General features: G+C 35.3%; 19 protein-coding genes. 13 read left to right on the forward strand and 6 right to left on the reverse strand.

The features are described 5' to 3' along the window. Positions 1-245 precede the first annotated feature (245 nt). The 7 genes from J0L69_10085 (at position 246) to J0L69_10115 (ending at position 7,644) form a co-directional block, all read left to right on the forward strand. Positions 246-1,685, forward strand: a complete 1,440-nt coding sequence (locus tag J0L69_10085; GenBank protein ID MBN8693536.1) for a type II/IV secretion system protein — start codon at positions 246-248, stop codon at positions 1,683-1,685. Next, a complete protein-coding gene (locus J0L69_10090) occupies positions 1,675-3,588 on the forward strand; it encodes a type II and III secretion system protein (protein ID MBN8693537.1) in 1,914 nt (637 codons plus the stop codon). Before J0L69_10085 ends, J0L69_10090 begins: the two co-directional genes overlap by 11 nt. Further along, entirely contained in the window at positions 3,588-4,814 is a 1,227-nt protein-coding gene (locus J0L69_10095; protein MBN8693538.1) for a hypothetical protein, read from the forward strand. The genes J0L69_10090 and J0L69_10095 overlap by 1 nt, the downstream gene beginning before the upstream one ends. Then, positions 4,814-5,359 carry a hypothetical protein gene (locus tag J0L69_10100; GenBank protein MBN8693539.1) on the forward strand — a complete coding sequence of 182 codons (546 nt, stop codon included), beginning with the start codon at positions 4,814-4,816 and terminating at the stop codon, positions 5,357-5,359. The genes J0L69_10095 and J0L69_10100 overlap by 1 nt, the downstream gene beginning before the upstream one ends. Next, positions 5,356-6,306 carry a hypothetical protein gene (locus tag J0L69_10105; protein ID MBN8693540.1) on the forward strand — a complete coding sequence of 317 codons (951 nt, stop codon included), beginning with the start codon at positions 5,356-5,358 and terminating at the stop codon, positions 6,304-6,306. Before J0L69_10100 ends, J0L69_10105 begins: the two co-directional genes overlap by 4 nt. After that, positions 6,306-6,815 carry a hypothetical protein gene (locus J0L69_10110; GenBank protein ID MBN8693541.1) on the forward strand — a complete coding sequence of 170 codons (510 nt, stop codon included), beginning with the start codon at positions 6,306-6,308 and terminating at the stop codon, positions 6,813-6,815. Before J0L69_10105 ends, J0L69_10110 begins: the two co-directional genes overlap by 1 nt. Before the next feature lie 274 nt (positions 6,816-7,089). After that, a complete protein-coding gene (locus tag J0L69_10115) occupies positions 7,090-7,644 on the forward strand; it encodes a PhnA domain-containing protein (GenBank protein MBN8693542.1) in 555 nt (184 codons plus the stop codon). Positions 7,645-7,873: 229 nt separating this feature from the next. Here J0L69_10115 and J0L69_10120 read toward each other — a convergent pair whose 3' ends face one another. Genes J0L69_10120 through J0L69_10130 form a run of 3 tightly spaced genes read right to left on the reverse strand, consistent with a single transcriptional unit; the run spans position 7,874 to position 9,212 of the window. After that, positions 7,874-8,197 (reverse strand): hypothetical protein, encoded by a 324-nt coding sequence (locus J0L69_10120; GenBank protein MBN8693543.1) that lies wholly within the window; start codon positions 8,195-8,197, stop codon positions 7,874-7,876. A gap of 3 nt (positions 8,198-8,200) precedes the next feature. Then, complete coding sequence (locus J0L69_10125) at positions 8,201-8,842, reverse strand: hypothetical protein (protein ID MBN8693544.1); 642 nt, start codon at positions 8,840-8,842, stop codon at positions 8,201-8,203. A 7-nt stretch (positions 8,843-8,849) separates the two neighbouring features. Further along, positions 8,850-9,212 (reverse strand): GreA/GreB family elongation factor, encoded by a 363-nt coding sequence (locus J0L69_10130; GenBank protein ID MBN8693545.1) that lies wholly within the window; start codon positions 9,210-9,212, stop codon positions 8,850-8,852. A gap of 391 nt (positions 9,213-9,603) precedes the next feature. Between J0L69_10130 and J0L69_10135 the strand changes: the two genes are divergently transcribed. The 6 genes from J0L69_10135 to J0L69_10160 all read left to right on the forward strand — a co-directional run bounded on the left by J0L69_10135 (position 9,604) and on the right by J0L69_10160 (position 17,215). Further along, entirely contained in the window at positions 9,604-10,293 is a 690-nt protein-coding gene (locus J0L69_10135; protein ID MBN8693546.1) for a uroporphyrinogen-III synthase, read from the forward strand. Positions 10,294-10,391: 98 nt separating this feature from the next. Continuing rightward, on the forward strand, positions 10,392-10,715 hold the full coding sequence (locus tag J0L69_10140; GenBank protein MBN8693547.1) for a hypothetical protein: 324 nt from the start codon (positions 10,392-10,394) through the stop codon (positions 10,713-10,715). An 88-nt stretch (positions 10,716-10,803) separates the two neighbouring features. After that, entirely contained in the window at positions 10,804-11,913 is a 1,110-nt protein-coding gene (locus J0L69_10145; protein MBN8693548.1) for an efflux RND transporter periplasmic adaptor subunit, read from the forward strand. Between the two features lie 9 nt (positions 11,914-11,922). Next, positions 11,923-15,081: an efflux RND transporter permease subunit gene (locus J0L69_10150; GenBank protein MBN8693549.1), complete on the forward strand. Its 3,159-nt coding sequence runs from the start codon at positions 11,923-11,925 to the stop codon at positions 15,079-15,081. Beyond that, positions 15,068-16,516: a TolC family protein gene (locus J0L69_10155; GenBank protein ID MBN8693550.1), complete on the forward strand. Its 1,449-nt coding sequence runs from the start codon at positions 15,068-15,070 to the stop codon at positions 16,514-16,516. The genes J0L69_10150 and J0L69_10155 overlap by 14 nt, the downstream gene beginning before the upstream one ends. A gap of 3 nt (positions 16,517-16,519) precedes the next feature. Beyond that, positions 16,520-17,215: a TerC family protein gene (locus tag J0L69_10160; protein MBN8693551.1), complete on the forward strand. Its 696-nt coding sequence runs from the start codon at positions 16,520-16,522 to the stop codon at positions 17,213-17,215. 3 nt (positions 17,216-17,218) lie between these two features. Here the strand turns inward: J0L69_10160 and J0L69_10165 are convergent, their stop codons facing one another. From J0L69_10165 to J0L69_10175, 3 genes are all read right to left on the reverse strand, one after another. Further along, on the reverse strand, positions 17,219-18,034 hold the full coding sequence (locus J0L69_10165) for an SUMF1/EgtB/PvdO family nonheme iron enzyme (protein MBN8693552.1): 816 nt from the start codon (positions 18,032-18,034) through the stop codon (positions 17,219-17,221). A gap of 166 nt (positions 18,035-18,200) precedes the next feature. After that, positions 18,201-19,967, reverse strand: a complete 1,767-nt coding sequence (locus tag J0L69_10170) for a hypothetical protein (protein ID MBN8693553.1) — start codon at positions 19,965-19,967, stop codon at positions 18,201-18,203. Between the two features lies 1 nt (position 19,968). Next, a complete protein-coding gene (locus tag J0L69_10175) occupies positions 19,969-20,544 on the reverse strand; it encodes a sigma-70 family RNA polymerase sigma factor (protein ID MBN8693554.1) in 576 nt (191 codons plus the stop codon). Positions 20,545-20,613 lie beyond the last annotated feature (69 nt).

Genomic DNA, 20,613 nt, shown 5'->3' on the forward strand with positions numbered 1-20,613 from the left:
ATTATTTATTTAAACCACCTTTTTAGCGTGTTTATTTTTCATTCTTGCTTGAAATGATTTATTAATACACTGAATTACTCAGTTATAATAGTTTATAATATTTACTGCGCAAAACACGGATACAAACTGCGTAAAACACGGATATAAAAAACCGTAATTCACCCCTAAGCATTTTTTGGAAATACGAACAGGTAAAAAAGCGCTTATTTATTGCGCTAACTTAACGCGTGCATTAATACTATTACGTGGAAAGCATTACACTTCATACCGAAATAAAAAACCTAATTACCGTCGATCAGGCCTGGTATTATAGAATCATTCCGCTTTCCTTAAATCAAAACACACTCGAACTATTAATCGCAAAAGATTCGATTAACCAAAGCATAGCCACCGAACTGGAAGTTATTACCGGTTACAAAATACATTTGCAGGAAACTGAAACGTCAAATATTGAATCGCTTTTATTCAAACATTACCCAAAATCTTCCGGCTCTCATCAAAACAACTTACTAGCTGACGATAACTTTAAACTTAATATTCAGTCCGATTCTTTCATCAACACTTTGGTGAAAGAGGCGAAAAGTCTGGGCAGCTCTGATATTCACATCGAGATTTATGATGAAAAATGCCGTATTCGCTTTCGCATTGACGGTGTATTGGTAGATCGCCATAAACTCAATAAAAGCGAATATCCAACTGTTATCAATAAAATAAAAATTTCAGCTTCCTGCGATATCGCGGAAAAACGCTTGCCGCAAGACGGACGTATACGCTTACAAGTGAATAATTCTAAAGTTGAAATTCGTGTTTCCATCTTACCTACCCTCTATGGTGAAAAAATAGTTTTACGTATTCTGGGAAGTGATGCTAATCATTTGGATCTGGAAAAACTCGGCTTTACTAATGATGAAAAAAACCATTTCAAAAACGCTATTCAAAAAACACATGGCATCATTCTCATTAGCGGTCCTACAGGTTCCGGTAAAACAACAACACTATATGCTACTTTAAAAGAGTTAAACAAACCAACACTTAATATTTCCACCATTGAAGACCCAATTGAGTACACACTTGATGGTGTAAATCAAGTTCAATTAAAAGAAGACATTGGATTAACGTATACAGAAGCTTTGCGTTCCTTCTTGCGCCAGGATCCTGATATTATCATGCTCGGTGAAATACGTGATGCGCAAACAGCACAAATGGCCATTCGCGCCGCATTAACCGGACATTTAGTTCTTTCTACCATCCATACAAATTCTGCCTGGGGAACTATATCGCGTTTAATTGACATGGGTATTCCCGCTTATTTACTTTCAGGCACTCTTAACTTGTCGGTAGCTCAACGATTGGTACGCACTCTCTGCCCTTCGTGCAAAACAAAAAATCCACTTGATGCTAATGAATTACCTGAACAATTTCGCAACTACAATCTAAAAGAACATTATATAGCCAAAGGTTGCAATAGCTGCTATCACACAGGTTATAAAGGACGAAAAGCCATTTACGAAGTAATACCTATTACCAAGGAATTAAGCGAACATATCAAATCAAACACAACTCAGATTGACGAGTACTGCAAGCGTCATCATATTAACAAGCTTTCGGAGAATGCCTTTTCACTCCTGATGAATGGAGAAACAAGTCTGGAAGAAATTTATCCATATCTACTCAATGAAAATTAAACTTAGCATACTCATTTTATTCTTTGCGTTTAGCTTGGCTTATTCGCAGGATCGTTTTGAGCTTTTAGAAGAAAAGCTCACACAGTTATCCAAAAATTATCCCGGCCTTAATGATAATGTTGAGTTATCGGTGAATAATGTTTCGATTCAGGACTTTGTGCGGGCTATCGGAACAAACAACAATCTCAACGTGAATGTAGAACCAACTCTTGACATTAAAGTAGCCAACAATTTTAAAAATGTGAGTGCAAAAGATGTATTTATGTTCCTTTGCCGTAAACATGATCTGGATATTACTTTCGTTGGCCCGATTATGTCATTCTCAAAATATGTTCCTCCTATTACACCGGTAAAAATTCCAACGAAAAAATCTTTAAACATCAAATACGAAAGCACCGCCGATTTACTTAGCTTCGATTTAAACGCTGACACATTAACACAGGTAACAAAAGAAATTACTAAGCTAAGCGGGAAAAATATTATTTTTTCGCCCGAAGTCACAGGTAAACTCGTTAGTGGCTTCGTACAAAGTGCTCCATTTAATAATGCTCTGGAAAAATTAGCTTTCGCCAATGATTTAAAAATCAGTATTAGTCCCGATAATTTTTACATCATTGAGAAAAAACCATTATTGACAGAAAATAAAAACAATACTAATTCAAACACACTGGGAACACTTGGTCAAAACCAAAGTAAAAATGACGGAACAGAAAATAAAACACAATTTACGGATGGATTAATAACATTAGACGTGCAAAACCAATCCATTTCAGAGATTGTAAATCAAGTTTCAAAAGGTTTAAATAAAAATTATTTCTTGTTTTCAGAATTAAAAGGTAATACCACCATAAAAATTGAAAATGAAACCTATGACAATTTTTTGAAGCTTCTCTTTAATGGTACAGACTTTACATTTAAAAAAGAAGGAGAAATTTATTTGTTTGGTGACAGAAATCTCGAAGGCTTACGTGCAAGCAAGCTCATCACACTTAAAAACCGGACCATCGAAAAAATAATGGATTTTATTCCTGCTGAGCTTAAAAAAGGTGTTGACTTAAAATTATTTGAAGATTTAAATGGGATTATTGCCAGTGGATCACAGCCCCGTATCAATGAATTGGAAGCATTCCTTCGTCAAATTGATTTAGTAGTACCGCTTGTACACATAGAGGTTATTATAGCTGATGTTAGAAAAAGCAATACTTTATCAGCAGGGATTTCCGCCGGTATTGGCACAAAACCTGCGAATCAAAGTAATGGCGGTGTTCTCCCTCAAGTTGATTTGTCTTTTAATGCTACGTCCATTAACAACTTAATTAGCGGCATTAATGGATTAGGCATTATTAATCTAGGAGCTGTTACTCCAAATTTCTATCTTACATTAAAAGCCCTGGAACAACAAGGTGTTTTAAAATTGCGCTCAACACCTCAAATTGCAACACTTAATGGACACGAAGCTAAACTAAGCATTGGTAAAACCGAATATTATCTCGAAGTACAAAATCAATTGGTTAATAACACCACTGTCCAGCAGAATTTATTGCAATCTCAACAATACAAACCGGTAAACGCGGATTTATCACTTACCATCGATCCGCAGGTGTCGGGTGACGAACAAATCACCATGACCGTTAATGTGAAACAATCTTCCTTTACAGAGAGAATTTCTAATACGGCGCCTCCGGGTACTATCAACCGCAACTTTGAATCATTAATACGAATTAAAAACGGAGAGATGATTATGTTAGGCGGTCTTGAAGAAAATTCCACCTCTCATTCGGGAAAAGGCTTACCTGGAATTTCAAGAATACCTGTGTTACGTTGGATTTTCGGAGACAGAACTAAAACAAAATCTGAAAATAAACTCACCATATTTATTAAACCAACTATTATTTACGGCTAATGCTATTGAATAAGTGGATATCTGAAAAATGGCTGCTCAATTCATCTGTTTGTGGGCTTGAATTAGTTTTAACTGATGAATCTATAATTTATCATTATACTATACTTAAAACGAAAAACGAACAAATCACTTTGTCAGAGGCCGGAACTTGTCACGCATTATCCGATTTACCGCAGCATATCGTAAAAAATAAAATTCCGCTTGTTATTATTCTCACCGGAAAAGGTATAATTACACGTCGCTTAAAAATAAACAATGAAACAGAATTGTTAAGAGAAGATTTTCTCTCACAAAACTTACCGGCCTTTAGTGCACCTGAATTCTTTTGTCAATCTTACGTGCAAACGAATAACTCTGTTGTTTGCTCGATTATAAGAAATGTGCAAATTCAAAAATTAACCGGTGATTTCGAAAAAAATAAATTTGACCTTGCTGAAGTACTCATTGGTCCGGCCGCCCTTATCGGAATAACTTCTTTGCTTCCGTCTAACACTTCCTTACAGTCTGCTTGTTATAAAATCAACATAAATAACAATTGTATTGATGCTATTGAAATGGTTTCGAATGACACGATAGAAAACCATCACTTAAATGTAGCCGGAATAAATATTAGCCGACAGAATTTATTGAGTTTTGCCGGAGCTTTCTTGTATCTCACACAACAAAACATTCATTTCAATCATCAAATCTTAACCTACAAACAAACACACCTTGAAAAACAAAAAATAAAGCTTTTGAGTTACTGTTTAGTAGGATTAACTTTCTTTTTATGCCTTCTTAATTTTTTTGCCTTTTCACACTACTTTAATACTTCCAAAGAATTACAAGGAGAACTAGAGGTTTATGAAGGCAAGCATGAAATAATTAACGAGCTCCTTAACAGTTACGAAAAAAAGAAAGGTCTGCTGGATAAAGCAGGCGTGAGTGATTTAAATCCTGTTGCTAAATACGCCGATAAAATTGCTAAAACCATTCCTAAAGAAGTGGTGCTAACGGAACTAATTTTTAGTCCGCCTTTAAATAAAGATGAGGAACCTGATAGTTTGGCGGGATTTGAAAAAGATGTACTAATTATTAAGGGTAATTGCAGAAAAAGCCTGATGGTAAATGAATGGGTTAATATTTTAAAGTCCTTAGACTTTATTAAAAATGTGAACCTGGAAGTTTTTCGGTTTAATAATGAGGGTAACCTTCCAAATTTTGAATTAAAAATAATTACCGAGTAATGTGGGGCAAACTAACATACAAAAATAAGTGTATCGTACTATGTGCGGGTTTTCTTGCTTTTTTGCTTATCGGGTATCGGGTATCGTTCTCAAAAACCTTCGAACTAAAATCGGAAATCCAAGAGAAAGAAACGAAACTGTCATGGCTAAAAGAAAAAGAGAAGGAGATTCCTTTTCTTCAATCAGGATTAGATATGATCGAAGAAGTATGCGGTAATGATACCGGTTCAGTGCGCGATAAACTTACTTCATTTATATCCGATTTCTCAGAACAAAATGCCTGCATTGTAACTGAAATTCCGGTGAATAGCTTTTATACGAATGAAGGCCTTGCCATACAAACTAACAGCTTTATTATTAAAGGCAATTTTCACAATTTACTCACCTTAATATTTGAATTAGAAAACACGCATAAATACAATGCCAGAATTATGTCGGCTCAATTTTACAGCAACAAAGATTTTCAAACCAAAAGAAAACAACTCTATTTAAAACTCATTACACAATCATTTAAAGAAATTGAACCTAATACCAATCCATCATGAAATCATTCAAAATACTAAGCTTAATTTTAATAACGCTATTGATTGCCTGCAGCAAAGATTTTATTGTAAAAGATATAAAAAACGAAACGGTAAGCATATTAGCTCCTGCCAACAATTTAAGCACTTCCACAAACGCGGTAACATTCTGGTGGGAGGAAATTGACGGAGCAGAGAAATATAACATTCAGATTGTAAAACCTAATTTCAGCGCTATCCAACAATTAATAGTAGATACAAATGTAACAGGAGATAAATTTAATTACACATTAAATCCCGGTACTTACCAATGGAGAATAAAAGCCAAAAATTCGGCAGGGAGCACCGGGTATACAACGTATAATTTAACGATTGACACCACCAGTAATTTGAGCAATCAGCTTGTTCAGGCTACCAATCCAATTAATAATTTCATTACCGGAAATAGCACTATTACATTTAACTGGAACCCTTTATCTTCAGCTACACTCTATCAATTACAAATAATAAACGCGTCAAGTGCCATCATTAAAGATACAACCACTACTAACACTAGCTACTATTGGTCAAACGTAAATGGCGGTAGCTACACATGGAAAGTAAGAGCTTTGAATGGTTTCAGCATTTCACAGTATAACAGTTCGCAGAATTTCACGATTGATATTACTCCCCCAACCGTTTCAGTACTTACATCGCCCGCTCATGGCAGTTTTGTAAAAGACACCGTTGATTTAAAATGGACAAGAAGCTCAACCGACACAAGATACGATAGTTTATATGTAAGCATCGATTCGGCATTCACCTCGGTTGTAAGTAAGGCAAGAGTATATCAAACGCAAATAAAAATAAATGCGTTGAGTCCTAACTTACCTGTAGTATCCAATTATTATTGGTGGAGAGTTAAATCAATCGACACGGTAGGTAATAAATCAGGATTTAGTAATCAATTAAAGTTTAAACTGGTACCTTAATGTTAAAAGGTAAGAAAAGCATATACATTTTACTGCCGGTCAATTTATTGATATGGGGATTTATTGGCTATAAAATTTACTCTGTTTTAAATGAAGATGAAGGCGTTTTGCCACAAGATCTAAAAGTTACAAAAACGAAAATCAACAAGACTGATTCTATTGAATACACTTTATCTTTAAATTATGATGATCCATTCTTAAAAAAAGAAATTGAAACAAAACAATTTCATAAGGAACCAAGGTCAGTACCTAAAAACGACAAAAGCAATTCGCAAACCCTCAAACCACAAAAGCCGGTTGACATAACACCTCCAAAAGAAATCAAATATCTGGGACTCATTCAAAATAAAACAAGCGGAATTTCGACTGCCATGCTAAGCATTAATGGCCGCTCTTACATTGTAAAAAAATCAGAGACAGTGGAAGGTGTTACCATTAAATCCATAGAAAACGAATCCATTTGCGTAAAGGACGGAAAAAAAACATTGACGATTGGAAAGCTGCAGTAATTGCCGGTATAGATATTCTATAAAGCATTTTGAACTTATTATAACAGGATTCCTAAATTAGTAGCCTCATTTAATTTCATAAACCATCGAATTGCTTAGTTAGTTATTTAAATGATTAGCTGAATGTTACCCTTCTGTGTCAACAAACTTTTAATCTTCCGTTTTAACGTATAAAGTATAAACAAAAGTAAAACTAACCCTTCGGATACACTTTTTTAGTCTATAAATATTATCTCAAAAATAATTCTACATTTGTCGCTCCTAATTTAATCTTATGTCAATCTCTCCATCTCTAAAAGAACGCAACCAAGGTCAATGTGAATTATGTAATAGCGAAGCCGCTACAACTGCTTATACGGTTAGTCCGAAAAATGACGACTCCATTGCCAATCAAGTAGCTTTATGCCCGAAATGTTTAGAGAACCTGGATAAAGACGATGCTTTTTACTGGCGCGTATTGGAAGGCAGCATTTGGAGTACGGAGCCCAGCGTGCAAGCTTTAAGTTATCGATTATTACAGAAATTCAAGAATGAAGATTGGGCAAACGATTTAATTTCCTCTATCGACTTAGACGAAAAAACAGTTTCATGGGCCATGAGTGCTTTGGCCGTGAAAGAAATTCACAAGGATGCATTTGGAAACGTTCTAGAAAATGGCGACAATGTTGTATTAACACAAGCATTGGATGTTAAAGGCACCAACTTTACCGCGTCTAAAGGAACGGTGGTTAAGCGTATTAAATTAATCGCTGACAATCACGAACAAATTGAAGGTAAAATCAACGAGCAGTCGATTGTAATTCTAACTAAGTTTGTAAAGAAAAATTGATGGATTAATTCAGGTATGACAAGGCTTCCTGCAGAATAAGCGAATATTCGCTGAGACTTCAAACACTTTTATTAATCTCCTCCTATCATTTTCTATACTCCAACATTACTATAAATCTGTGCGTTATATTATGGACAGAGATACGAAATATACAACGCTGCGTCTCCCTACCTTCACTGCCAAGAAAATATCTTTCTGTTATTCCATAAAACCAGGCCGAAGAAGACCATTAACGTATAAAAGGCTTATTCAACTCTTCAACTAAATGATCTTTAAAATATAAGCGGGTTTGCTTTAATTTACCTGACTGATCATATATTCTAAATTCACCCTCTTTCTTACCCTCCTTATACCACCCCGAACACCAAAGTATACCATTATCATAATAGGATTTGTAAAACCCATGTCTAAATCCATTCGCATAATGCTCTTCAATAATAATTGTTCCATATCGGCTATACTCAATCCATAATCCAGATTTTAATCCTCCTGAATCAAATTGACCTTCCAGTAAAAGCTCACCGTTTTCAGAATATTCTTTATATAACGACATATACTAATTCATAAATTCATTCTGATTAACTTTTGGGTATGCAGAGCCGGATGAAAATACAATCATCTGAATAATCAGCCCAATAACAATAATTAATGCCCAATTTAACTGGCTAATTGTACCGGCAAATGAAACTATTTTAACAGATTCATTATTAATTTTATTGCTACGACTCAATTGAATTTTATTCAATTCCTCCAAATCTGCTAATACTATATCAGCTTGCCTTAAACAAGTTTGTTTATCTAATAAGGTATCTCTTTCTTTCACATAATTAACAGCCAATAACTCGAACTCCCTTACATTCTTCTTGAAATTTGTCAGAACAACCTTTTCATTATCTGTTAACTTTGTTAACTCATACTGATTAATTAAATCTTCAATCGCTTTTTCATCGCGCAAAATCAATTCTAGGTTATTAGAATCCTCACTCATCAAACCATATTTTTGCACGTGTATCTTTTCAGACATTGAATAAATATAGTCCTGTACTATCAAACGGTCGGCATACACTTCCTTAAATGCGTTTTCTAACTGCAAAAAATTATTACTCTGACTGCTATTATTAAACACTTCAATAACAATAAGCATCAGCAACAAAAAAGCAATTCTGCCTTTGTGTCTAATCGCATAAAACCCTTTCATTATACAACTATTCGTTAATAACTCTAATTATCTTTAACCGCTTGGTTCCTGAAGGCAAAAGCCATTTAAATGAATAAGATTCCCTGAATCCGATTAAAGCAATACTTATTGGCGCGAAAATTGAAATTTTACGTTTAGATAAATCAGCCTCGTCAGGTAAAACAATTTGTAAACGGATAGGCTTAGCCATAGAGTCTTCTATAAACTCCACGGTTGAATTTAAACTTACAATATCCTTCCTTAATTCATCATCCTTTACAACCTGGGCTTTGGACAGCTCCACGCCTAATTGTTTTCCTTCAGGCGATTTAAATTTCCTAAGCAAGTTTAATAACCTGCGATAAACTGTTTCTGAAATAATTGGTTTCATACGATTAGTGTTTTAAAATTTTGGATTTAATTTTTTTAATGGCATTAATACGTGAAATTCTCTTTTTTCTTATCTCACTGTGCTTTTTTATAATTTTCAGAAGAGACAAAGTACAGGCGTCCTACCTGAAATAACAACACACTTCATAGCTTAAAAAATTAAGAAGTTAAATTATAATACCGTTAAATAATTACTGGGATCTTCCCCGCCCTTAAAGCGCGCGGGGCTTAAATCACAAAGGCCTTGTTATTGGAAGTAAAAATGAACTTCTCAACATTAATAACACGCTTTGGTGTTAAAGATTTTAATATATAAGCAATATTGTTCATTTTTGTTATTACAAATATATGAAACTAATTTGCATCTAATCGTTAAGATTTGTTATTTATAAATGTATACTGATATTCTTAAAAACAAAAGCATTTTCATCTCAAGAAAAATTGAAAACACAAGCATTTTTAACAAACTTATTACAGAATATGATGTAAGTTTAAATGCTACTTCACTCATTAGCATAGTTCGAATTCCTTTTTCGTATACACCAAAAACTGATTGGATTTTTTTCACAAGCAAGAATGCTATCAATTTTTTCTTTGCTCAAAATCCTGACATAAATGACTCAATTAAATATGGCGTTATCAGTAATTCATCAGCCAATGAGCTTAAATTACATAAAAAAGAAGCTCATTTTATTGGTCAGGGTACGGATCTTTTAAAAATCGCGAAAACATTCAGAGAAACACTAGGAAATGCAAGTGTACTTTTTCCACAAGCCATGGATTCCATGCAAACCATTCAAAAACAATTGGCATTTAGTAACACTGTTTACAATTTATACACTTACAAAACAATTATCCAAACCAATATCAACGTTCCTTATGCCGACATCTTAGTATTTACCAGTCCTTCTAACGTAACTGCATACTATAATCAATACAAACCGGATAGCAGGCAAATTATTATAGGTATGGGAAACTCAACTAAATATAGGCTTTCGGAATTTGGAGTTAAAAATGTTTTGGTTCCTGCGGAGTTTAGTGAAAACGGTTTATACAAGTGTATTATTGACATTTGTCAATAAGGAATTTGGTTGTCTTTGTGAAAAAATCTAAAAAAACTACTTTTTATTTTATTTCATATAGCATTTGTATAAATAAGATATATTTTTGCATAACTGATATGCCTGTAATTAATAACATAGTTAGATTTTCCGGACATATACTTGTTATACTTATTTTATTAGGCACATTATCTGCGTTAAGCTTGTCTTCAGTTAAATGGATTGAAAGCAAATCCAAACAAACTGAGATAAATTTAAATCAAGATGCCAAATCCGACGCATCTGAAGAAAAATCAAATTATGAATTAGAAGAATCCCTTTTGCATTCAATAGAACTTGAACATAAATTTAATTTGTGTTATTCTCAAATTTATTACAAGTACCAAAATGTATCTTTAATTGACGGCTTATCAGGCCTCAATACTCCTCCTCCCAGGAGTTGATAATATTGTTGCTGTTTTTTTTTGTTGTATTTAGCAAAGCCTTAATGGCTTTGTTTAATTAATTATTCTTATTGTGAAAACAAACATTATTGCGCTATACATAGTGAGCCATCTTTTATTAGCTGGTTGCCGAAGTAAAGAAAATGAAAGTGAAATCAGAGAAACATTCCCCGTTACTCATGTAATTAAATCAGATACTTCTACATTTACCGATTATGTAGCCGAAGTTCACGCCATTCAAAATGTAGAAATGCGTGCACGTGTTACAGGTTATCTTGAAAAAATTCATGTTGATGAGGGAACATATGTAATAGAAAATCAGCTTCTTTTTACTATTAATAATCGTGAGTATTTAGAAGAGCTGGCTAAAGCAAAAGCACTTTATAAAAGCGCGGTTGCAGATATGGATGCTGCTGAATTAGAACTCAAAAATGTTCAGCACCTCGCCGAGAAAAAAATTGTTTCGTCGACTGAACTCGCACTTGCTAAAAACAAACTGGAAGCACAAAAAGCAAAAATGGAGGAAGCATCAGCTCACCAGTCGTACGCGCAGATCCGCTTATCTAATACAGAAATCCGTGCACCATTCAATGGTATAATCAATCGAATACCTCACAAAACAGGAAGTTTGATTGATGAAGGAACATTGCTTACTACCATTTCACATAACGACGATGTGTATGCCTATTTTGATGTATCGGAAAAGGAATACCTCGGTTATGCCCGCAATCTTCAATCAGACAGCGTTGAATCAAAAGTGGTTTCACTTATTCTTGCCGATGGCAGCGAACATCCTTACAAGGGGAAAATCGAAACTATAGAAAGTATCATAAATGAAAAAACCGGCACGATTGCCTTCAGGGCTCGCTTCAGTAATCCAGGTAAAATAATTAAACACGGAGCAAGTGGACGAGTGCGATTACGAAAAAAATTTAACGACGCTCTTTTAATACCGCAAAAATCAACCTTCGAGATTCAGGATAAACATTATGTATACATTTTAGATAATACCAATAAGGTTAATATCAGAAACATTACCATCAAACACCGATTACCTCATCTTTACATTATTAACCAAGGGTTAAAAGAAGGCGATAAAATTATTTATGAAGGTATTCAAAATGTAAAAACTGACATGATTATCCAACCTTCAGAAATAAGCATGACTCAAATCATTAAAGAATTAGCCTCCAAATAATCAACAATTATGTTCAAGAAATTTATACAAAGGCCGGTTCTATCCCTTGTTATCTCCGTATTTATTACACTTTTGGGATTATTGGCAATGACACAGCTGCCGGTAACGCAATATCCCGACATTGCTCCACCCGCTGTATCTGTTACAACAAAATATACGGGGGCAAACGCGGAGGTGTGTGCCAAAGCTGTGGTTACACCTTTAGAACGAGCAATTAATGGTGTGCCGGGAATGGCATATATGACTTCCGTATCAGGTAATGATGGAACAAGTATTATTCAGGTCTATTTTAAAGTAGGCACCGATCCTGATTTAGCAGCTGTAAATGTACAGAACCGTGTTGCCACTGTACTGGATGAATTACCCGAAGAAGTAATTAAAGCAGGTGTATCTACCGAAAAAGAAGTGAACAGTATGCTGATGTATTTAAATCTTGTGAGCAGCGATACAACATTAGATGAAAAGTTTATTTACAATTTTGCGGATATTAATGTATTGGCAGAATTAAAACGGATTGACGGTGTAGGGTTTGCTGATATTATGGGGTCGCGAGAATATGCAATGAGAGTTTGGCTTAAACCCGCAAAACTTGATGCCTACGAAATCTCATCGGAAGATATTGTTACAGCTTTGCGTTCTCAAAACATTGAAGCTGCGCCCGGAAAAATTGGCGAAAGTTCCGGCAGAAAATCACAGTCGCTACAGTATGTATTACGTTATACCGGAAAACTCACACAAAAAGAACAATATGAAAATCTGGTTGTAAAAGTTGGTGAAGGAGGCGAAATATTAAGGCTTAAAGATGTAGCCGATATCGAATTCGGCTCACTGGATTATGATGTATTATCAAAAGAAAACGGTCGGCCTTCTGCGGCAATTGTTTTAAAGCAACGACCCGGATCCAACGCTGCCGAAGTAATTAGTAACATAAAAGAAAGAATGTCTTTCTTAAAAGAAACTACATTTCCGCCAGGAATGGATTACACAATTAGCTATGACGTGTCGCGATTTCTTGATGCGTCTATTCACGAGGTTATAAAAACATTACTAGAAGCTTTTCTTCTGGTAGCTTTAGTTGTATTTATTTTTCTTCAGGACTGGCGATCAACTTTAATTCCGGTTTTAGCGGTACCTGTTTCTCTTATTGGAACCTTTGCCTTTATGCAACTATTTGGCTTCTCCATTAATCTCCTAACATTATTTGCACTTGTGCTCGCTATTGGTATTGTGGTTGATAATGCCATTGTAGTGGTTGAAGCTGTGCATGCCAAAATGGAAGAAACCAATTCCGATCCTAAAACAGCCAGCATGAAAGCAATGAGTGAAATCGGAGGAGCAATCATAGCCATAACTCTTGTTATGTCGGCTGTTTTTATTCCTGTTGCATTTTTAGACGGACCGGTAGGTGTTTTCTATAGGCAATTCTCTATTACAATGGCCATTTCAATTATCATTTCCGGTATAAACGCTTTAACCTTAACACCTGCATTGTGTGCTATACTACTAAAAAATCCTCATCATCACCATAAACAAAAAAACAGACTAACACGCTTCTTCGATTGGTTTAACCGCAAATATGATGCGATATCGCTTCGTTATAAGAAAACACTAAGTCTATTCATCAACAGGCGTTCAATAACTATTGGAGTTTTACTCATTTTTAGTTTAGGTACTTGGGGCGTTGGAAAATTATTGCCCACAGGCTTTATTCCTACCGAAGACCAAGGAACTATTTATGTAAATGTTACTACTCCCGTTGGCGCAACCCTTGAAAGAACTGAAGAAGTAATGGCCGAAATAGATGATGTTGCAAAAACATTAAAGGAAATAGAGTCAACATCGTCCTTAGCCGGCTTTAGTATGATGACCGACGGATCCGGTGCTTCTTTCGGCATGAGCACTATTAGTTTAAAACCATGGAAAGACAGAGACAAAACCGCAAGTGAATTGATCACAGAAATGGAAGAAAAAACAAAACACATTAAAGACGCCGAAATACAATTTTTCCCGCCTCCCGCAGTTCCGGGATTTGGTAACGCGGGAGGTTTTGAATTGCGTTTATTAGACAAAACAGGTTCCGGTAACCTTCATAACACTTATGAGGTTACTCAAAAATTTATGGACGCGGTTAAAAAGCGAAAAGAAATCAAAAACATTTTCACCAGTTTTAATCCAACTTTTCCCCAATACTTAATCCACATCGATCAGGATGTGGCAGCAAAAAAAGGTATCACTGTTGATAATGCTATGAGTAATCTTCAAACCTTGATGGGAAGTTATTACGCTACCAATTTCATCCGGTTCGGTCAGCTTTATAAAGTAATGTTACAATCCGATCCAAAATTCAGAGCACAACCCGAAGACATTTTAAAACTCCGTGTTAAAAATAAAGATGGTGAAATGGTGCCCTACTCGCTTTTCAGCAAAATTGAACGTATTTACGGACCCGAACAATTAACCCGTTACAACATGTATACTTCAGCAATGCTAAATGGTGAAGCGGCCGATGGTTATAGCAGTGGTGATGCGATTAAAGCAATTGAAGAAATTGCAAAAACAATTTTACCAAGAGGATATTCATATGAGTGGTCGGGAATGACACGTGAAGAAATACTTTCAGGTAATCAGGTTATTTATATTTTCGCTCTATGTCTGATATTTGTATATCTCCTACTCAGTGCGCAATATGAGAGCTTTTTGTTACCACTACCTGTAATCTTATCTCTGCCCGTAGGGATTTTCGGATCATTGTTTTTGTTGCTAATTACCGGATTGGAAAACAACATCTACGCACAGGTTGCCATGGTAATGTTGATTGGACTTCTAGGCAAAAATGCCATTTTAATTGTTGAATATGCTATTTTAAAACAAAAACTCGGCCTTAGTGCGACTGAAGCCGCTATGCAAGGCGCAGTTGCACGTTTGAGACCAATTCTTATGACCTCTTTCGCATTTATTGCCGGATTAATTCCGCTGATGATGGCATCAGGAGCAGGCTCAATAGGTAATCGAACGATTGGTACCGCCGCTGCAGGCGGAATGTTATTAGGAACTGTATTTGGTATTTTAGTTGTGCCGGGGCTTTACATAATTTTTTCAAAAAAAGAAATCAAACATAAAAAGTCAAAACCTTCAGAAGAAATCGCAGAAACTCATGTTGAAATTTAAGTCTATATTTTTATTTAACAGTATTGTCTTCCTGATATTAGTTTCAGGATGCAAAACAACGCAATTAGATACGGTATCAATCAAGAAACATTTACCGACTATGTTTTCTAAAGATTCTGACACTGTTTCAAATCAACCCCAAAAATGGCAATTGATTTTTTTTAACTCAGATTTGAAAAATCTAATAGATACAGCATTGAAAAATAATTTTGATTTAAGAATGGCCTTACAAAAAATTGAGATGTATAAAGCCGGCCTTACTCTAAATAAAGGGATTCGCTTACCTGAGGTGGGAGCTAATGCTTCTATCGGACAAAGAAAATTTGGCGACTACACAATGGATGGAGTTGGAAATTACGACACTCAATTCTCGCCAAACATTAATGACAAACAGCAAATCCCTAATCCACTGCCGGATTATTACGTTGGTTTTGCGGCTTCCTGGGAAATTGATCTGTGGGGCAAACTAAAAAACAAGAAAAAAGCAGCTGCAGCTAGATTTATTGCGTCTCAGCATGGAAGAGATTTAATTATAACAAACTTGATTTCTGAAATTGCTTCTAATTACTTCCGCTTACTTGCACTTGACAATGAAGCAAAAATTTTGGCAGACAATATTGAACTTCAGCAAGCCGCTTTAGATCTTGTTATTGCTCAAAAGGAAGCCGGAAAATCAAATGAACTTGCCGTTGAGATGATGAAAGCTCAGTTGCTAAGCTCAAAAGTTATTCAAACTGAAGTAGAGCAATTGATTCTTGAAACAGAAAGCACTATTAATTTCCTTTGTGGAACATATCCTAAATCTGTTAACCGGGACACTTCTTACTTTTCGCAACATTTAACCACTACAATTAACACAGGTATACCTTCGGATTTACTTAAAAATCGTCCTGATATTAAGCAAGCAGAAGCAGAACTCAATGCATCCAATGCTGATGTAAAATCGGCTCAGGCCGCTTTTTATCCAAGCCTAAGCATTAATTCTGCAATGGGATTGCAAGCATTTAATTCATTACTTTTATTGGAAACTCCGGCTTCATTAGCTTACAATTTAGCAGGCGGACTTACTGCTCCTCTAATTAACAGACGTCGATTAAAATCGGAATTACTGGCTGCGAAAGCAGAACAAAAGCAAGCCTATATCAATTACGAAAAAACTGTTACAAACAGTTTTTCAGAAGTATACGTTGCGCTTAAGAACATAAAAAACATTAAGACTATGTATGATTTAAAAAAAGAAGAGGTTGACATACTAAAAAAATCAATTGCAACTTCAGGGGAACTTTATAAAGCCGGCAGGGCTAATTATCTTGAAGTGATAACTTCTCAGAAAAATGCGCTACAGTCACAATTAGAATTAATAAATTTATATAACCGCCAAAACATTGCCCTTGTAGATTTGTACAGATCGATAGGTGGAGGTTGGAATAATTAAAACATGATAGCAGAAACAATAATCCCTTTAATATCACTTATTTCACTAGAAGTAATTTTAGGAATTGATAATATTATTTTCATATCCATCTTATCAGATAAATTACCCGCTGAACAAAGAGATAAATTACGCTTTTGGGGATTAGGACTGGCTATGCTAATAAGGCTTTTACTCTTAACAGTAATAGCATGGATTTTAAAATTGGACAATGTACTGTTTACTTTGTTTGATGTGGATTTTTCGGGAAAAGGATTGATTTTATTGGCAGGAGGGTTATTTCTTATTTATAAGAGTACGAAAGAGATCTTACACAAAACAGAAGGTGATGAGAAGGGAGAATTAAACAAAACGAAAACAGGTAACTATAAAAAACTCCTAACGGAAGTTATTATTCTTGATTTAGTTTTTTCGGTTGATTCGATTATTACCGCTGTTGGAATGGTTCAGGAATTGTGGATTATGTATGCATCCGTGATAAGTGCTGTATTAATTATGCTTTTTGCTTCTAAACCAATAAGCAACTTCATTCAGAAACACCCTTCTTTTAAAATTCTTGCATTATGTTTTTTAATGATGATTGGAGTATCGCTTATAGCAGAAGGTTTGCATTTTGTAATACCAAAAGGTTATATATATTTCTCAATGGCTTTTGCCTTTATTGTAGATGTAATACAAATGAAAAAGCTAAACAAGATTTAAATGTTATACAGCCGATTTTTTTACAATACAAACACAACGAAAGCCTAACCAAGCTGTAGGTTTTTCATAAGGAATATCCTTCCCTACTCTGCATTCTTCCAGTAAATTTCTCCAACTTCCGCCTTTACTTATACCCTTTTCTAATACCATTTCGGAAGCATTTCCAATCATATTATATAATTTGAAATAATTTGGCCAATAAGAATATACCGGTGCTAACACTTCCATACCAACTCTACTTTTATCGCCACCACTACTCACCCATTCTGCAGAATCTTTTGCCCAACGATGATTAAAAGTCACCAAGCCTTTTTCATTCCTTCCACCTCTCGAGAATACCGAATAACCATCGCTATAACTTCCATTATTGCTTAAAAACTCCCATTCTGATTTTGATGGTAACCTATATTCGAAATTAATGTCCTGATATTTTTTTGAAATAATCATAAACTCCTTCACTCTTTCAGTACGCCATTTACAAAATGCTAAAGCTTGCTCGTAACTTATGCCTACAACGGGATAATCCCTATAAGCGGGATGACGGTAATAATATTTCACATATGGTTCATTTGTCGCATATTTTTCTCTCCATACCAAAGTATCCGGTAAAACAGCTTTATGCTCTGTAGAATTGACTCCATATTTTCTCGCTATCCATAACTCATATTGAACCCATGAAAAATTACTTATTTCAGTTTCATCTACAAATAAGGTATCACAAATCTTAACCGTACCGGGCGGTGTAAATTCTTTTTTCTTTCTTTCAATAAATGAAAAAGAGATTGCTGTAAGAATGATAAGTAGTAATAGTTTTTTCATATTTAATATTGGTTGTTGCGTAATTTTTAAATTAACACATCTTGCTGCAAATAAACGCGGATGTTTTAACTAGATTCCTCCCTATATTCGAAATGACAATGCGTGTAACACAAGTGTATTTTTTCGCACTAACTCCTGAATCCTATATCCTTAAATCACTTCTTCTCTAAATTTGCAGGGCCTTTCTTAAATCGGCCACATCGCTGATATGTTCAGGCAATGGTGTAAGAATAAGTTTCTTTTTCTTTTCACCGGCTATTGCACTGAATTGCTCTTTCGAATAAACATAGAGTTGTCCGTTTACCACGGCACACAAACTATATTCTGTTCCGGGATTATACTTTAAATTATAAATGGTAGCTCCATCATAAGTATACACCTGGTTTTTGCCATGCTCAATCACATAAACCAAACGTGGTGACAACAATGTACTGTTTTCATTGAGTGCATAACTTACATTGATGTCTGCTCCGGTTGGCAAAGTTTTTGGACAATCCGAATTATAAATCCCGAAATTATTTACTTGAAATATGCGGGTTGCCTTTTGAATATTATTGAGGCTACCGGCTTGCGAAGCTAATAATGCTTCTTGCTGTTGCTGAAAACGAATCCTCTCCTTAACTAATTCAGCGCTTAATTTCTTTTGCTCCTCCATGCAAGCTTTCTGCTTAGCTTCCATTTCTTGCTTTAATTTTAATTCTTCCGCCTCTTTCTTCTCCACTAATTTATTGTACTCCGTAAATTTCTTTTCGTAACCTGCTATGGCGGTTTCGTAATCATCTTCACTCAACACCGGATATACAACCAACTTCTCTACTCTGTTGCGAGATTTTAATGTAAGTAAATAGTTTTTGCCTTTTTGCGGACCTTCGGAAACAACCGCGCTATTCCAGGTGATTTGATGTAACTCTTTGGTGTAATTTTTATTTTCTGCGCCAACTTCAAAAACAGCATTTTTAAAGGCGCTGAGTTCAGGAAACTCTTTGTAATCCACTTCCAGTTCAAACTGAGGTTTACCGGAAGCTTTAGCCGGCTTATTAGGTTGGGATGGTGCCGGCAGTTTATTAATTTTTTTGGTGTAAACAGTTTTTACGCTGTCTACTTGAACGGGAATGTGTTCAATTTTCTTTTCAAGGTTTACTATTTGCTTTGGTTCCTGGGCTTTATGTGCTGAATTATTTTCAGGCGGTTTGCGTTTATCGGCGATTGGGGTATCGTGTTTAATAACCACCCAGTTTTGTGCTACCGTATCTAAATAATACTGATTATAACTGTCGGCAGCTTGCCTCGAAATCATATCTACGGTAATTTGTTTGCCGTGCTTTAAAAATACTTGTTCACCATTTTGTGAGGCTTTGATATCAAACATACCGGCACTCTCAAAATGATATTTTGTACCGGCGCTATCGTAGGTCATTGGTATTCCACTGGCGATAATATCTGCCTGGTCATGCATTTCACGATACTGAATTTCTACATCACCAATAATATCTTGTCCGGCTTTATTTACAAAAGCATTTTGCGGTACTTTAATTTTTGATTTGGTGTGATGCGCAATTTCACCTCCTTTAGATGTATTTACTTTATAGGTACTGTAAGGAACATTCAGTTTTTTAGCAGGTGGCGCTACGAATGGTTTTTTAACAGTGGTATTTTCGGCAACTTTGTTTTCTTTTAAAGTAGTGGTTTTATCATTGGCAATTTTGGTGTTTTGGTTTTTAAATACAGTAAAATAAGTAACGGTACAGATAACAGCGATTCCGGCGATTACCGTAGCGTATGTTGCTTTTTTATTCTTTAAAAAATTAACATCACTACGGGCCTTTTGAATGCTCTGTTCTTTAAACTGTTTCACAAGGTTATTAAAATCCTTGTGCTTGTTTATTTCATCGTCACTTACCTTCGGGCGATCCAAATTAAATTTTGGTTCCATACTATACTTTAATATTCGTTATACTCTTTTTCAATCTCTCTAATATGCGGTACATTCTCACTTTGGCGTTGTTCTCGGTGATGTTTAAAATTTCGGCGATTTCCTTAAATGGTCTTTGCTCAAAAAAACGCATCTCTACTAATTGTAAATCTTCATCGGGCAATTGCTTTATCAAAACCTGAATGTGCGGTAAATACTCTTCAAAAAACGGCTCCTGAACTTCTTCACAAATATTTCTCAAATCGCCCACATCAGCATTAATGGCGCGTTTGTTTTTTTGATCGCGAAACAATTGCATGACTTCACTGTGTGCAATGCGGAATAACCAGCTTGCAAAAGGCACACCTTTAAATTCGTAACGGTGCAAATTAGTTAAGGCTTTTAAAAATACCTGAGCTGTGATATCGAATGCCGATTCCTTGTCGTCCATACGTTGATACACATAGCCAAAAATTTGCTTGTAGTATTTATCGTATAACGGTCCGAAGTACTCCGGATTCTCCTTTGCAGCTTCAATAATCAATTGCTCGTCGTGCAATTGTGCGGTGGTGTGATGGTATCGCGGGTTAAAACTCATATCAGCTGCGTTGAGTAGCATTATATCTTTATAATGACTAACGCACCTTGGGGTTACGCCAAAATTTCA

It is taken from the genome of Bacteroidota bacterium, from assembly GCA_017303905.1.
GTDB lineage: Bacteria > Bacteroidota > Bacteroidia > B-17B0 > Aurantibacillaceae > JAHEYG01.